Here is a 15,890-nt window from a genome sequence, read left to right on the forward strand (position 1 = left end):
CCCGTCAATGCCTGGATGGCAGCACTGGTTGTCGGGTTATAGGAAAACGTTCCATTGGAATTTAACGTCAGGTTTGCACCGGAGGCAAGAGTGACTGGTATGCCGACATTGACTGGCGCTCCCTGCAGTTGCGTGACGTTGAAGAGATCGCTGGCATCCGGGTCGCTGTCGGCTCCATTGCCGTTGTCAGCGAAAACATCCCCGGTGAAAGTTCCAGTCTGATTCAGTTGGAAGGTGTCATGTTGAGCGAGCGGGGTATCGTTAAGGCCATTGATGGTGATAGTGACTGTGGCGGTATCGGTTCCGCCGTTGTCATCATCGATAGTATAAGTGAAGCTGTCAGTAGCGGATTCAGCGTCCGGCAGATAGTCAAAGGCGCCGTTGGGATCGTAGATAAAGTTACCGTCATCATCGAGTGTCAGCAGGGCACCGGAGGCCAGTGTGATCGAACTGTTGACATCTACAGTAATTCCATTGACGGCACTGACAGAAAGGACATCACTGGCATCAGGGTCGCTGTCGGTACCATTGCCGTTATCGGCAAATACGCTGTTACTGAGAGGGGTGTCTTCATCAGTGACAAAGCCATTGTCTGTGGTGACTGCTGCACTATTGGGATCAGGAGCAAAGTTCAGACGCAGTTCATATTCGCCATCGGTGGTGCCATTGTCACCTGAATTTTCGATTTCCGGGTTGTAGTTATCATTGCCTGTACTGGTCACACCAACAAAGTATGACCCAGCAGCTAAGTTCAGCTCCAGAAATGAATCATTACTGAAGTAGTCATCATTGCGGGCAATAATATTATGATCTTCATCAAATAGTGTGAGTACGCTGTTGAGAAGACTGGAATCCCAAAGTCGCTCGGCAAAGACTTCCGCGCGGAATGTACCGGATTCACTAAGCTTGAATTTATACATATCAATATCGTTGGCGTCAGCACGATACATTCTGAGCAGGTGATCCAGATCATAGTCTCCCGGAAACACTGTCTGACCCCCTGACTGTGGCAGAGGGTCGTCACTCATGATCGAGGGGACATCATAAGCATGGCCCAGTCCAAGTGAGTGACCGATTTCATGGAAGGCCGTTTTCATCCAGGAGCCGCCATAAACATCATCTGCAGGGTCGGTATATTCAGAGAAATCCATGATGACCGTCGAACCGCTCGAAACGCCTCCGGGATCGCCAGTGCCGACGGGCAAACTTGCGTCTGCAACGCGCAGGTCACCCGTGACAACAGTCATCCCCTGATCTGCCGTTTCCACGATTTCGAGACCCAGGTAATAAGCATAGATTTCAAAGATTTCGCGTGTGCGTGCTTTCTGTTCTTCTGTAATTGCATTGTGCAACTGATTGCCTTGCACGTCCGATCCGTACGCATCCTGGAAATTGTAGTAAATGACCGAAACGGATCCCGTTAGCTCAGGGTTGGTACCGCTATTACCGATATGAGCATCCAGGGTTGCGGGCAACTGCCGATGACCGGGCTCATCTGTACCGCCTGGCAGGGGAGGCAAACCGACTCCCTGAGCCTGAATTTCAGAGGTGATGATGAACTCTTCAGTGCCAGCATTCCAGTGGTGAGTGGCATCAGTCAGATCGGTCGCCGTATCAAATGAAGAGTTCTGATCAGGTAAGTTCACAACACGCAGGAGTTTGTCCGTGTTGTCAAAAAAGTAGGGGGCGTTACCCGTTCCAATGGCCAGACTGCTGGGGGATGTCAAGGATGTTTCGATAGCTGGATCACCATCCACAACAATTGCCGAATTTCCATCTCCGGCGATGACTTCAATGGTTCGATCTGCTGGGTCAGCATAGGGATCAAATTTGACAATGTACCCCGTTGAGTCAGTATAATAAAGAAAGCCATTGGCATCGAAGGCGATATCGGTGACAGAGGATAGGTTAAGTGTAGTTGTCAGAACTCCGTCAGTCGGAGCAGCGGCTCCACCACCGGCAAGATGGGTCGGAAAGACATTTGGATCAAAGGAGAGGCCTACCGTATATTCAGTGGAACCTGCATTAGTTTCATAAATGTAAATCCCTTCTTTACTGAAAGGAGATATGCCTAATCCTGTTGTGAGGATGAATAGATTTCCTGAAGAATCCAACTTTAAGTCATTGATCACAAGGGGGCCAACGTCTAAAGCAGCAAGAACAAGCCCAGAGTTTCCATCTATCACAATCAGTTGACCGGCGCCGGAGTCGTGTAAGTAGATATTCCCGTCATCGTCGATGGCTAACTGCGCTGGGGTATCCAGCTGCAGGTCAGTTGGAGCATCACCAGGCTCGGGAGTGTCATCAATGCCGCCACCGGCGATCACCGTCACCCGTTGTGAAACCGCATCCACTTTCAGAACATGAGCATCATCAGTGAAATACAGGTTACCATGCGCGTCCAGTGTCATATCGCGAGGGTCTGTAATTTTGAGCGAGCTTGCCAGTGTATATTGATAATTGACAGGATCAAATGGGGAGTCGTCTCCTACCACAATCGTTCCATCGCCGGCGATGATTGTGATTAAACCGGTCTGGTGGTCTACCCGGAGAATGCGGACATCAGTTCCATCGTTGTGCACGAAGTAGTAGTTTCCGGCACCATCAATCACGAGGTTGGAAGGATCATTCAGATCCAGATCCTCAATGGAAGTCTCGCCATCAACGGGTGTGCTGACAGTGTTTGTTATATCTCCTGCCAGGATAGAAATGGTTTCATTTTCGAGACCGAGGGTCGAGTAATTTTCTGATGCTTTATTAGGGGTATCAGACACACCGACACGCAGTCGATACTGAGTTCCGGCATTCAGGGACGTTGAAGTCAGTTTCAAAACCGTGACGTCTGATAAAGCATCGTAAGTGGCGGTGTAATCGGTTGTCAGAAGTGGTTCATCTGTAGTGGTATCAATGATCTGATAAAAACGGGGGTCATTTGCCAGATCGGGATTCAGATCGTCATCATTGAAGTGAACAAGAATCTGGTTGTCGCGGGCTACCAGGTTACCATCTGCTCTTGCAAAGGCAGGATTACCCGGATTAACCAGTGCAAATGAGATCGCAGGTGTGAAGGAATCACCCGAGATCGTCAGGTTTACGCCATTTTGTGGGATAGTGATAGTTGCATAACCACCGGTTCCCAGTAGGGAGGAGTTGAATGCCTCCAGGATTGATTCAGCAATCTCAGATGCATCCTCTGTTGCCGTGTAAACCACCGAAATATTGTTCTGGTCATTCAAGCCGCCGCCATCCAGATCCATTTCAAATGTGACAGAAGCGCCGCCCACGGTGATGGTGAAGGTGTCTCCATCCTGCGGATTGATCACGTCACTTACGGACAGAACCTGTTCCCTTAAAACAGGCTGCGATACAACGGCGACTACTTTCGCTCCGAGGTCGAGCTCAAAGTTAATGGTCTGGTCCATACCGTCCCGGACTGCATCTTCATTAAAGTCCTGGAATGCTTCTCCATTCAGATTGAGTAAAGCATCGACGCCAGTTCCGAAGATGGTAATCTGGTAGTGATCGTCGGGAAGCGCAGAAGCAAAGCGGACGATGACTTCGTTGGGGGTGTTGCCAATGCCCACATAGCCGCGCTCAATAGGCACTTCATTGCCGTCTGTAAACGTTCCATCAGAACCACTGCGGACAATCTGAATCCCTCCAAGGGAATCAGGATCAATCTGCTGCCCGGGAGAAAATACAAAAGTCAATTCCTGGGGGGCTTCGTGATAAACCTCACCATCTGTGAGAGAGAGGTCAATATTCGGTTGAATATTGACCAGAGAAGCGCCCGCTAACAGCGTACGGTCTTCCAATTGCTCGGCAGTGGAATAGGAGCTGACATAGTTTTTAATCTTATTTCGGCTTTGGCGTTTTCTTTGGCCTCTGCGAAGACAGTGAAACAAAGATATAGATCTGCGAAATGACGACACGAAGGAAGGAGGGCCCACAACCATAGTTTCAGTCTCTCTAGCAAATAGAAGAAAGAATCAAGAGAATTTGATTCTAGATATTATTGATTAGCCAAAAATGTGATCCAGTTTTTAGATAGTTAAAAGATAAAATTGGGATATGAGGATTATTTTCATAGAAGGGATTAATCCGGTTATTTCAGTATTATTAAATAACCTAAATTAGCCAAAGTTAGTAGTCAATGAAAATCTACTCAGATAAACGTTTATATCTCTAAAAACAATTTTCATGATTTGTCGGGTCACTCACTCAAGTAAGACAAAATCCTGATTCAAAAAACGGAAGCGATAACCTCAGCGCGTTTTCTACTTTCCTTTTGCGTCATGTCTCCATAAACTACGAATCTCAGGCGGTCGTAAGTGTTTTGAATTAAATGTCTTCTGTAATTAAAGAGATCCATGACTAAACCACTGATCGTAATCAACGTGGTCGGTTTGACCCAGGAAATGCTGGGGGACCGTACTCCTCATTTGACGAAACTGGCAAATGAAGGGTTTTCCAGGTCCATGGGAACGATATTGCCAGCCGTCACCTGTTCGGCTCAATCAACCTTGTTAACAGGGTTGATGCCACGAGATCATGGGATTGTGGCGAATGGCTGGTATGTCCGTGATCTCGCCGAGGTCATGTTCTGGAAACAGTCAAACAGACTCGTCCAGGGTGAAAAAGTCTTTGAAACCGCGAAACATCGCGACCCGGCATATACCACCGCGCAGATGTTCTGGTGGTACAACATGTATGCCCCGGTGGACTGGTCAGTCACTCCGCGCCCCAGTTATCCAGCGGATGGGCGAAAAGTTTTTGATTCGTATAGCCAGCCAGAAGGTCTCAAAGACGAATTGCAATCTGAGCTGGGAGTATTTCCGCTTTTACGTTTCTGGGGGCCGGGAGCGGACATTGTCAGTTCTCGCTGGATTGTCGATGCGTCGATCAAAGTGTTTCAGGAGAAAAAACCAAATCTCACGTTAGTTTATTTGCCACATCTCGATTATAACCTGCAACGACTGGGCGTCAGTAATCCAGGCATTGACCAGGATATTCGCGAAATCGATCGGGAAGCGGGACGTTTAATCGAAGCTGGCCAACAGGCAGGTGCTGAGATTGTTGTCCTTTCCGAATATGCCATTACCGATGTGTCCCGGCCAGTTCATCTCAATCGAATTCTCAGAGAGCAGGGATGGCTGAGCGTCAGAAAAGAGGCATTAGGCTGGGAAACCATGGACTGTGGTGCCTCCGAAGCGTTTGCCGTTGCAGATCATCAGATCGCCCATGTTTACGTGCAACAACCCGATAAAATCTCCGCAGTCAAATCGCTGCTTCAGAAAACCGAAGGTGTTGAAATGGTTCTTGATCGCAGTCAGCAGGCTGAGTTCGGTATCGACCATGATCGCTCAGGAGAACTGGTTGTAATTGCAGCACCGGGAGCCTGGTTCACTTATTACTTCTGGTTGGATGACTCACTGGCACCCGATTTTGCCCGCACAGTCGACATTCATCGAAAGCCGGGTTACGATCCCGTTGAATTGTTTATTGATCCAACCATTAAGTTTCCCAAATTACGCATTGCGAGTCGGCTGGCCAGAAAAATCCTGGGCTTCCGATACTACATGGATCTGACCAGTCTCGATGCGTCTCTCGTCAAAGGCAGTCATGGTCGCTTGCCACTCCCCGGGAAAGAAGAAGCCGAAGCCCCGATCTTTATCTGCTCGTCCAAAGCGATTGAGCGTGATGAAATTCCGATGACAGCGGTCAAAGAAATGTTGCTGGAACTGCAGTTTGGCAAATAGTACCAGACCCTGGTAAGTCAAATTTGGGACAGAAATTGCGCTGATAAACCTTCGAGTTCCTGCCCTTCAATATTCTTTGTCTCTAGTGTTGATAAACGCCCCAGCTTCTCAAAATCGGCATTGACTCAAAACAGCGTTCTGATGATGATTCCGCAGCCTGTGGTAGCAGCCAATTGCATTTACAGATCTGGACTTAAATCAACATCCGAAACGCCCGCATTTATGTCATATCATTTAATCAATACTATTCAAAAATTAGGCCATCCGAAAATTCTGGTTCTCGGCGATTTGATTCTGGATCGCTATACCTGGGGAAACGCAGAACGTATCAGTCAGGAAGCACCTGTCATTCTCTTGCGTGAAGATACTCAGGAAGTTCGGCTGGGGGGGGCAGCGAACGTTGCCAACATGCTGATCGGACTGGAAGCAGACGTAACCATGGCCGGTGTTACGGGAATCGATCTGGATGGGGTCGTAATCAAAGAGACTCTGGAAGAATGTGGTGTGAACTGTTCCGCCATCATTGCTGACCCGAGTCGACCAACGACCGTGAAGCAGCGTTTCATGGGGCGTGCTCAACAGAGGCACCCGCATCAGATCCTGAGAGTCGATCGTGAGGTGAATACGCCCCTCGATCAATCAATTTCAGAAACGTTACTCAATACCATTCTGCCCCTGATTGCGGAACAGCAGGCGATTCTGGTCAGCGATTATGCCAAAGGGGTCTGTACTCCAGACATTTTAGCGACCATCATCAAAGCAGCCCGCTCGGCGAATGTCCCGGTCATTGTCGATCCTTGTCCGGGCCAGGATTACCGAATGTATTCTAGCGCGACAGCCATTACACCTAACCGGCTCGAAACATCGCGTGCTGTGGGCTTTGATGTGAAGAATCAGGAAGATGCATTTCGGGCAGGCAGGCAGTTATGCCTTGATTTAAATCTTGATTTTGTATTTGTCACGCTGGACAGTGATGGCATTGCCTTAACACAGGCAGACGGTACAAGCGAACTGCTGCCGACACGGAAACGCGAAGTCTATGACATCACCGGTGCTGGAGATATGGTGCTGGCTACGATCGGCGTCGGAAGTGCTGCCGGGATTGCCCCTGATGACCTGGCACGCTTGGCCAATGTCGCCGGGGGGCTCGAAGTTGAGCAGATTGGCGTTGTCACTATCAGCCGTGAAGAAATGCTGGCAGATCTCTTGATGGGATCCCGGGTGACCAGTGAAAAAGTATTACCGCTGGAAGAATTACAGCGGCACATCGTGGCCCGTCAGAAGCTGGGACAAAAAGTAGTTCTGACGAATGGTTGCTTTGATGTCATGCATATCGGTCATGTTTCATATCTGGAACAGGCAGCGGCGGAAGGGGATTGTCTGATCGTCGCCGTCAACAGTGATGACAGTGTCCGATCACTGAATAAAGGCCCGGATCGCCCTATTTTCGGTCAGGATCATCGCGCTTCCATGCTGGCTGCTCTGGAAGGCATCGATTATGTGGTCGTCTTTGATGAATCGACTCCTTCCGACCTCATCAGAGTTCTGAAGCCAGACCTGCTGGTGAAAGGCGGGACTTATCAGAAGGAAGAGATCGTGGGGTGGGAAATTGTCGAATCGTATGGCGGGGAAGTGAGAGCACTGGGAATTACCCCCGGTATCTCAACCACACAGGTACTTGGAATGATTCGCAGCAGTCAGGAAAGTGAAACTCTTTCGGCAGACAAAAACGTTCCCATTGAACCACCGAAACGAAAAGCCGGATGAAAATAGCAGTCTTTTTACCGAATTGGATCGGAGACGCCGTCATGGCGACTCCTGCGCTGCGGGCGATGAGACAGGAATTTTCGGATTCAGAAATCGTCTCCATTCAAAGACCTTACGTGGCTGATGTTCTGGACGGACTGACCCTGGTCGATCGATCCATTTCATGGAAAAGCGGCGAAACGCTGACATCTCAGCTACGGTTTCTACAGCAGCTCAGAAGCGAACACTTTGATCTGGCAGTTCTGTTTCCTAATTCATTTCGCAGTGCCAGCCTCGCTTTTCTGGCTGGTATTCCCAGGCGGGTGGGAATCAATCGTGACTATCGGCGTTGGTTATTAACCGATGTGCTTACCGCGGGTGACAGACAGACGCCGCATCCGGCTATTGATGAATATCTGAAAATCGCCGCGCATGTGCTGGGAAGAGAAAACTCTGAGTTTCCAGCGGCATCAGGAATGTCACGATCAATGGAACTTGCGGTAACAGATCAAGATCGTCAACGTTGGAACGCGTTTTGGAATAAGCAGTCTGCTGAATTTAAAAGTCGGCCACTGATCTGTCTGAACCCGGGTGGAGCATTTGGTGCTGCTAAACACTGGCCGACTACTCATTTTGCAACACTGGCTCAACGGATTACCACAGACCTGAAAAAGTCGGTCTTAGTCGTGTGTGGTCCAGCTGAAAAAGAGGAAGCGATCCAGATTGTTGAACAGGCCGGTCACCCGTTCGTAACGTCTCTGGCAGGAGAACCTTTACACCTGGGTCTCACAAAGGCTGCCATTCAACAAGCCGAATTACTGGTGACCACCGATTCGGGACCTAGACATTTTGCTGCTCCCTTTCAGGTGCCTGCAGTGACTTTATTTGGCCCGACACACCAGATGTGGAGCGAAACGTTTTACGATCGGAGCTTGCCTGTGCAGCTCGATCTGGACTGTGGCCCCTGTCAGCAGCGGGTCTGCCCGTTGGGCCATCATCGTTGCATGAAAGAACTGGGGGCGGATCAGGTCTTCCGGGCTGTGATTTCCCTGCTGGATCAACAACAGCGAAAAGCAGCATGAACCCGCTTTAAGCTGCCCAGGATGTTTTCTGACCGACGGGCGCATCCTTTGGCTGGCATACCTGTAATGCACTCGCGCTGGCGCGACTCTCAATATAGACGATCTGCCAGACCATTAATGGGATGATGCCCAATGGCAGAATCGCAGGTGACCAGGCAGCGACGGGCAACAACAAACGTTCGACGCCGCCGGTCCCCAGTGGGATCAGCATCAACCAGGCGACCACTGCCAGAACCCGATGGCATTGTTCCCTGAAACTGACAATCAATGCCCAGCTGGCGATGGGAGCAGCCAGAAGAAATGTCAGTCGCTCGGTTCCCGGCCCGACCAGTAACTGCCAGCAGACCCAGGTTGTGAGCACACCTGTAAAATAGGTTTGCGTCGAACCGGAAATTTTCGCCAACCTGAGACACCAGAGCAGAGCCAGTCCGGCCATGCCCAGTTGCAGCAGGGTATAAACCCGATCATCCACGTAGCTACCGAACTGTTCGGCGATGGTATAGGCATCCCGTAAACCACCCTGCCTGAGAGTGCGGTAAGGGCCCGTCAGCAAACCATACCAGTTCTCGTATTGCTGGAGAACTACGGGTAAGGGGCGTGTTAAAAATGGGGGGATTACCAGTAAAGCACTTGCGGCAGCAAAACGCATGGAAAGCTGCCAGGGAAACCGTGCCATCAACAACAATGCCAAAGCAGCTGGCCAGAGCTTAATATGCACGGCGGCTGCGAGCAGGAAGGCGGCGATCCACCAGCGTTCTTTTTTCAGAGAAACGACAGCGAACACAGCCAGCGCAAAGACCAGTGAGTTACTTTGCGCAGACCAGATCGCGCGCGTACAGCCTGCCAGGCTGAGGATCAGAAAGCTGGCTTCCTGAAAGCGGGACCAGTTACCGGGAAAGATCTCTTTCACGAGTAGTCGTAGCGCGAGCACCAGTAGTGAAATATTCAATGCTGTCCAGAGAATTCCCCCCAGTGAGACAGGCATGATCGCAAAGGGAGAAAACGCCAGTGCAAAGGTGGGGCTATAGCGAAAACCGGTCTTATAGACTTCATTATCATACAGATTCCGGTCAGCCCACCAGTGAATAGATGAGTCTGCAAAACAGGGGTAAACCGATTTTTTTTCCGGTTGAACGATGAATTTGACACTGACGGCAATCCATAACACGGCCCATAAAATCAAGGCTCGTTTCAGCCAGATGACACCCGATGATTCTTCGACCAGGGGGGATTTGAAAAACAGCGGATTCTGTGAGGATTGATTCATGTCAGACCTGAGAAATAGGTGTCTTACATGCAAAGACAGCAGGATGAGGCTGGGAGCATTACGACCCGTGCTTTTAAGATTTTTTGCTAATCAAGGCAAGGTCAATCAACCTGTCAGGGATTGCGATCTTGAGGCGAGCAGACGTTTTCTTAACGTTTGGAATAAATGCCGTCGCTCTTTTCTGCTGAATTGCCCCAGTGCTGAGCGTATACAAATGATTTGCAGCGAGAGGGGGACCGCAAGTCCTTCATTTAACGGTTGAATTGCAAGTCGATCCAGCATGCAGACAAATGAGTCTGAGATCGAGAAACTATTGCGAATTCCGACGGGGTCAATCAGCCAGAGTGATAGTGGAGCAGCATCCTGCTGGGGCTCTTTGATCACGACATTTTCCAGTTTCAGATCTCGATGCCGTAATCCTGCTTGCGCCAAACGTCTGACGATCTTGCCTAGCTCTCTGGCAAGTTCATACAGCAGGTCATGCGATACGGGGAGATTTGATTTCAGCAGTTCATAGGCGGTTACACCTTCAATATAAGGCAATTCCAGTTGATAGAAGGAACCTGACCTGTAAACGGGTGTTGCCGGCTGCGGGGTATTGACTCCTGCCTTGAGTAACTTCCAGGCTCCTGTCAGTTGACGGTCTGGCTGAGACTGTTTGAAGAATGATTTCCAGCGGAGTTGCCACGTAACTGGCCAGCGTTTGAGTGTGATCAAGCCACGTCCTGGTATTTCCAGTAACCATACGGAACGTAAGTCTTCTTCTTTAAGACAGCGAATTGTCGTATAAGGGGTACTCTGGTCGAACAGTTGGAAACAGGGACTCGCTTGAGGATGGGGATCATTCAATTTCAACGTGGCTTTTCATGATTTTGACGATTGCTCTTTTCGAGACAGTAAATTCCTGCCAAACTCTCGGCAATCTTTCAGTAAACAAGTCAATAGATCATAATAACCTGAGTCAGTCAGGTACCATCTTTTAACAGGAACGCGCGCGGTTGACAATCTTGAAAATTGTTCGATTCTCCTGTGAAACGCAACTCGTTCTTAAGTAATATCAAAGTCAGCTTTATGTCGTTATCGATTATCGTCATTGTCAAAAACGAAGAATCATCCATCCGTGAGTGTCTTGCGTCGGTTGCGTGGGCAGATGAAATCATCGTCCTGGATTCCGGCAGCACCGATCAGACGGTTGCCATCTGCCGCGAATATACAGATAAAGTCTATGAAACAGACTGGCCCGGATTTGGACCACAAAAAAATCGGGCCCTGGAGTATGCGACCAAAGACTGGGTGCTCTCTATCGATGCAGATGAACGCATCTCTTACGATCTGCAGACAGAGATCAAACGCATTATTCAAATGCCTGCCCGCTTTGATGCCTATACCATGCCACGCCGGTCAAATTACTGTGGTCGGTATATGAAGCACAGCGGCTGGTGGCCTGATCGGGTTGTGCGGCTTTTTCGACGGGGAAAAGCAAACTTCAGTGATGATCTGGTTCATGAGCGAATCATAGTCTCAGGTAAAACCGGAAAGCTCCGGGAACCGATTATCCATGAATCCCTGCTTACGCTGGAACAGATTCTCAACACAATGAACTCGTATTCAACAGCCAGTGCGAAAATGCTGGCGGAAGAGAAACAGCAGGCAGGGCTCTGTAAAGCTGTCATGCATGGAATGTGGACGTTTATTCGAACCTACTTCCTCCGTGCTGGTTTTCTGGATGGAAAAGAAGGTTTCATGCTGGCTATTTCCAATGCAGAAGGAACCTACTATCGCTATCTGAAACTCATGGTCATCAATAAAGAGAGTCAGAAGGAACTCTGATCAGTTCATGCCGGGAATCGCTGTCATCATCACGACGTATAACTGGCCCACTGCTCTGGAAGCAGTGCTTACCGGTTATTTATCGCAACTTCGTACTCCCTCTGAATTGATCATTGCCGACGATGGGTCGACTGACGAGACGCGCGAAGTGATAGACCATTTTCGCAGTCAGGCGCCGTTTCCAGTGAAACATGTCTGGCATGCTGACGAGGGATTTCGAGCCGGGGCTATTCGTAACCGGGCGATTCAGGATTCAGAGGCAGACTATCTCGTCTTTACCGATGGCGATTGTATTCCCACTCCCTGGTTTATTGCTGCTCATGAGCGGCTTGCTGAGGCTGGCTGGTTCCTGTCCGGGAATCGGGTTCTGCTCTCCGAAAATTTTTCCCGGGAAGTGCTTGAGCAAAAAATTCCTGTCGCCAGGTGGTCGTGGAGAGACTGGGTACAAGCGCGCTATCGCAGGCAGATTAATCGACTCTCACCATTATTCCGAATTCCAGCTGGTTCCTGGTATCGGCGTCGGCTGGCACGCCAGTGGGAAGGTGCAAAAACCTGTAACCTTTCCGCATGGAAACAGGATTTGCTGGCTGTGAATGGATTTGATGAAGATTACACGGGCTGGGGAATGGAAGACTCAGACCTGGTACTGCGTTTAATCCGAAATGGAGTTTTTCACAAAGATGCCCGCTTTGCAGCCGCTGTATTTCATATCTGGCATCAGGAGAATTCCCGGGATCAGCTGGAAGAGAACCAGCGCCGTCTGCAGCAGTTGATCGAGACGGATCGCATTCAGGCTCGCATTGGCATTAAGCAGGCACAGTCCGCTTGAGTGGATCATCCAGATAAAGAATTCAATGTCTTATGCTTTTTCTTTGCGAAAAATCTCTACAAAGAACGCGCCGCGAGTCACTCCATTTCCTTCGTCCAGCCAGGTCTGTAACTTTTTCTGACCTCGGGTCAGGTCGACTTCAAATGTGGTCGACAAATCACCTTCGGACACGACCTGTTCCCGTTTCAAGTCACCAATTTGAATCCGGGCTGTCCCTTTTTTTAGAGGATGATGGGCTGATTCCGGGCGACAGCGTAACGTGATTTCGTACGTGCCCGGCTCAGTGACATTCACGATCCAGAACCCGTTTGCAACCGGATTTTTGGCAATTAACTGATGATTCCAGGGAACCTGTTCAATCGGAGCATGCCAGTCGTGGCAGGTCAGATGGGCCGGGTTTTCAAATCGGGATCCGATTCCGATGGCGACGTATTGATTGAAAACGGGCGTCAAACTGCTCCACCATTTTTCGTATTCTGCTGACAGATATTTGACCACTCCTGCATATTCCGCTGCGACGTTTTTCTTCTGACCGGGATCGTTCAGAATATCATACAGTTCCTTTTCATTGACCAGTCGCCAGCGTTCGCTCATGACAGACGATTTGCGCCATTTTTCAGGAGTTTCAATCCGCTGCGAATGTACAATCAGAGTCCTGTTTCGTAATGCGTCTTTATTACCCGTTAATATCGGAACGAGGCTCGAACCATCCAGTTTCAGTTCGCTGGAAATCGTCAAGTCACACAACTCGGCCAACGTAGGCAGAATATCGATATGCGCTGTCAGCTGGTTGATATTTTTTCCACCGGTCAGACCTCCCCCCGGCCAATAAAGATAACAGGGGACTCGATGGCCCCCATCGTACTCAGAACCTTTCATACCACGCATACCGGCATTAAAGCCGGGCCAGGTTTCCAGTGTGATTGGTTTCCCTTTGGATAGTCGCCTTTGCTGTTTTTTACTCAGGTCTTTAGGGTTTGGGCGTTGCACTCCAGCAGCGGTACCATTGTCAGTCATGAAAATCAGAATGGTATTTTGTTCCAGTCCCGACTCTTTCAGGTAGCGGAGCAGGCGTCCCATATTTTCATCGATATTGGTGATCATGCCATAAAAGGCCGCCATTTTATCCGGTACCTCTTTATCCTCATACGGATTACTGTATTTAGGATCAATCAGATAAGGGCTATGGGGGGCATTGGTAGAAAGGTATGCGAAAAATGGTTTTGTTTTGTCTGCTTCGATAAACTTCAATGCTTCATCAAACCAGATGTCAGTACAATATCCCTGAAATTTTTCAGGCTTCCCGTTGCGCAGGTAAGTGTCGCTGAAATAATCATTCTGCCAGTCATCCGGGGTTTGCCCGACACCTCCACCGCCATGCTGGACGACCGTTTCGAATCCCTGATCCTGGGGACGTAATGGATAGTTATCTCCCAGATGCCATTTACCGAAAAGCCCGGTGCGGTAGCCATTGTTTTTGAAGACTTCTGCCAGTGTGACTTCATTCGTATCCATCAGGGAACGCCCCATGATCGTATGCCAGACACCGGTGCGCGTTGAATAACGGCCGGTCATCAGGGCAGAGCGTGTCGGGGCGCAGGTGGGATCGACATGAAAATTCGTCAGGCGCAAACTTTTCTGATACAATTGATCCAGATTTGGCGTTTTGATCATCTGATTGCCATGGGCGGCAATATCTCCGTACCCCTGATCATCAGTTATGACCACAATAATATTCGGTTTTCCAGATTCAGGAGTGTCTGCCGGGCAATCCTTCAGGCTGATCAATGAGATCAGGATGCAGATCAAAAGGTGCAGAATGGGTCGCATAGCCTACTCGTCAAAGTGTTGATTAATCAGAAATTATTACAGATATAAATCGATTTTTGGACTTTATGTTCATAATCCAGTTTAACTACCCACCCCAGGGAAAGGTAGTAATATTTTAACTTGTCTTAGATTTATACTGACGCAACTGAGGCTCTGTGGGGCGTCCCCGGGATAATTTCAACAGAAACTGAAAAGACGGAGGTTGAGAACCTTCTGACCGATCAATTCCTTTTGATTCCGGACTTCGCTATGATGTGCCACTATCCGGAGAATTTCTTGAAAAGACGGTGCAGATCTACTGCCGGATAAATTATTTCAACATCATTTATTTATTGAAAAGAACCATGGAAGCCGGAATTGTTGGCCTGCCGAATGTAGGTAAATCCACGTTATTTAATGCGTTAACTGCTGCGGGAATTGCAAGTGAAAACTATCCCTTCTGTACGATTGAGCCTAATGTGGGGATTGTCAATGTACCAGATCCGCGGTTGGAAAAAATTCACCAGTATATCCCGACCGACAAGGTGATCCCTGCTATTTTAAGGTTGGTGGATATTGCTGGGATCGTGCGAGGTGCCTCGGAAGGAGAAGGGCTCGGTAACAAGTTCCTGTCTCATATTCGTAATGTGGATGCGATCCTCCACGTCGTGCGGTGTTTTGAAAACGGGGATGTGATCCACGTCGAGGGAAAAGTCGACCCGATCAGCGATATCGAAACGATCGATATTGAATTGATGCTGGCTGACATGCAGAGTGTCGAATCGGCAAAGCAGAAAGCAGCAAAAACTGCCCGATCGGGTAATGCAGAAGCCAAGTCGCGACTGGCTGTACTTGAAGTGTGTGCAGCACGACTGGCAGAAGAAAAACCTTTACGCGGTCTTTCATTCGATAATCCGGATCAGCAGAAAATCTTCAAAGGTTATCAGTTTCTGACTGCCAAGCCCGTCCTTTATCTGGCAAATGTCGATGAAGATGATCTCCAAGGCGAAGGCGAACTCGTGCAGCGTGTGCGTCAACGTGCTGCGGAAGAGGGAGGGGAAGTGGTTGTCGTCTGTGGTCGACTGGAAGCAGAAATCGCGGAACTGGATGAAGCAGATCAGAAGGAAATGCTTGAAAGTGTTGGCCTGGAAGAGCCGGCGCTGGCTTTCGTCGCCCGGGCAGCCTACCACACGCTGGGCCTGCAGAGTTACTTTACTGCCGGCAAGATTGAAATCCGTGCCTGGACCATCCCCATTGGCGCAACCGGACCACAGGCCGCTGGAGTCATTCATACTGATTTTGAGCGGGGCTTTATCCGTGCGGAAATCTTTTCCGTCTCTGACCTGGAAGAATTTCATACGGAAAAGGCAATCCGCGAGGCAGGCAAGCTTCGCGTGGAAGGCAAAGAGTATGTGATGAAAGACGGCGATATCTGCCATTTCCTGTTTAATGTATGAACGGGATTTGCGATAGAACGACTTTCTGAGACTTCTTTTATTTTTTATGAGAACTCCTGACTGAGCGATGTTGTCTGTATTCAGGTCCTTAGCTGAGTATCGCGGCACGTA

General features: G+C 49.3%; 10 protein-coding genes. 6 read left to right on the forward strand and 4 right to left on the reverse strand.

The genetic code is table 11. The features are described from left to right. A partial coding sequence (locus tag ACN0YH_RS26800) for a DVUA0089 family protein (RefSeq protein ID WP_417382676.1) occupies positions 1-3,815 on the reverse strand: 3,815 nt, incomplete at its 3' end. Positions 3,816-4,370: 555 nt separating this feature from the next. On the opposite strand from ACN0YH_RS26800, the gene ACN0YH_RS26805 reads away from it, so the two are divergent. From ACN0YH_RS26805 to waaF, 3 genes are all read left to right on the forward strand, one after another. Beyond that, positions 4,371-5,759 (forward strand): alkaline phosphatase family protein, encoded by a 1,389-nt coding sequence (locus tag ACN0YH_RS26805; RefSeq protein ID WP_417382677.1) that lies wholly within the window; start codon positions 4,371-4,373, stop codon positions 5,757-5,759. Between the two features lie 222 nt (positions 5,760-5,981). Beyond that, positions 5,982-7,526, forward strand: coding sequence for a PfkB family carbohydrate kinase (locus tag ACN0YH_RS26810; protein WP_417382678.1), 1,545 nt, complete (start codon positions 5,982-5,984; stop codon positions 7,524-7,526). Continuing rightward, entirely contained in the window at positions 7,523-8,587 is a 1,065-nt protein-coding gene (gene waaF / locus ACN0YH_RS26815) for a lipopolysaccharide heptosyltransferase II (RefSeq protein WP_417382679.1), read from the forward strand. Before ACN0YH_RS26810 ends, waaF begins: the two co-directional genes overlap by 4 nt. Positions 8,588-8,594: 7 nt before the next feature. On the opposite strand, the gene ACN0YH_RS26820 is transcribed toward waaF, so the two are convergent. Together ACN0YH_RS26820 and ACN0YH_RS26825 are read right to left on the reverse strand one after the other, a co-directional pair. Further along, positions 8,595-9,854: a glycosyltransferase family 87 protein gene (locus ACN0YH_RS26820; RefSeq protein ID WP_417382680.1), complete on the reverse strand. Its 1,260-nt coding sequence runs from the start codon at positions 9,852-9,854 to the stop codon at positions 8,595-8,597. A 105-nt stretch (positions 9,855-9,959) separates the two neighbouring features. After that, complete coding sequence (locus ACN0YH_RS26825; RefSeq protein WP_417382681.1) at positions 9,960-10,709, reverse strand: hypothetical protein; 750 nt, start codon at positions 10,707-10,709, stop codon at positions 9,960-9,962. Positions 10,710-10,925: 216 nt separating this feature from the next. Here ACN0YH_RS26825 and ACN0YH_RS26830 point away from each other — a divergent pair, with 216 nt between their 5' ends. Beyond that, positions 10,926-11,684: a glycosyltransferase family 2 protein gene (locus tag ACN0YH_RS26830; RefSeq protein WP_417382682.1), complete on the forward strand. Its 759-nt coding sequence runs from the start codon at positions 10,926-10,928 to the stop codon at positions 11,682-11,684. A gap of 7 nt (positions 11,685-11,691) precedes the next feature. Continuing rightward, complete coding sequence (locus ACN0YH_RS26835) at positions 11,692-12,513, forward strand: glycosyltransferase family 2 protein (protein ID WP_417382683.1); 822 nt, start codon at positions 11,692-11,694, stop codon at positions 12,511-12,513. Positions 12,514-12,543: 30 nt separating this feature from the next. Here the strand turns inward: ACN0YH_RS26835 and ACN0YH_RS26840 are convergent, their stop codons facing one another. Continuing rightward, the gene (locus tag ACN0YH_RS26840; RefSeq protein WP_417382684.1) at positions 12,544-14,343 is read right to left on the reverse strand and encodes an arylsulfatase; all 1,800 of its coding nucleotides are present in this window, start codon (positions 14,341-14,343) and stop codon (positions 12,544-12,546) included. Between the two features lie 344 nt (positions 14,344-14,687). On the opposite strand from ACN0YH_RS26840, the gene ychF reads away from it, so the two are divergent. Beyond that, entirely contained in the window at positions 14,688-15,779 is a 1,092-nt protein-coding gene (gene ychF / locus ACN0YH_RS26845) for a redox-regulated ATPase YchF (RefSeq protein WP_417382685.1), read from the forward strand. Positions 15,780-15,890 lie beyond the last annotated feature (111 nt).

It is taken from the genome of Gimesia sp., from assembly GCF_048262075.1.
Classification (GTDB): domain Bacteria; phylum Planctomycetota; class Planctomycetia; order Planctomycetales; family Planctomycetaceae; genus Gimesia.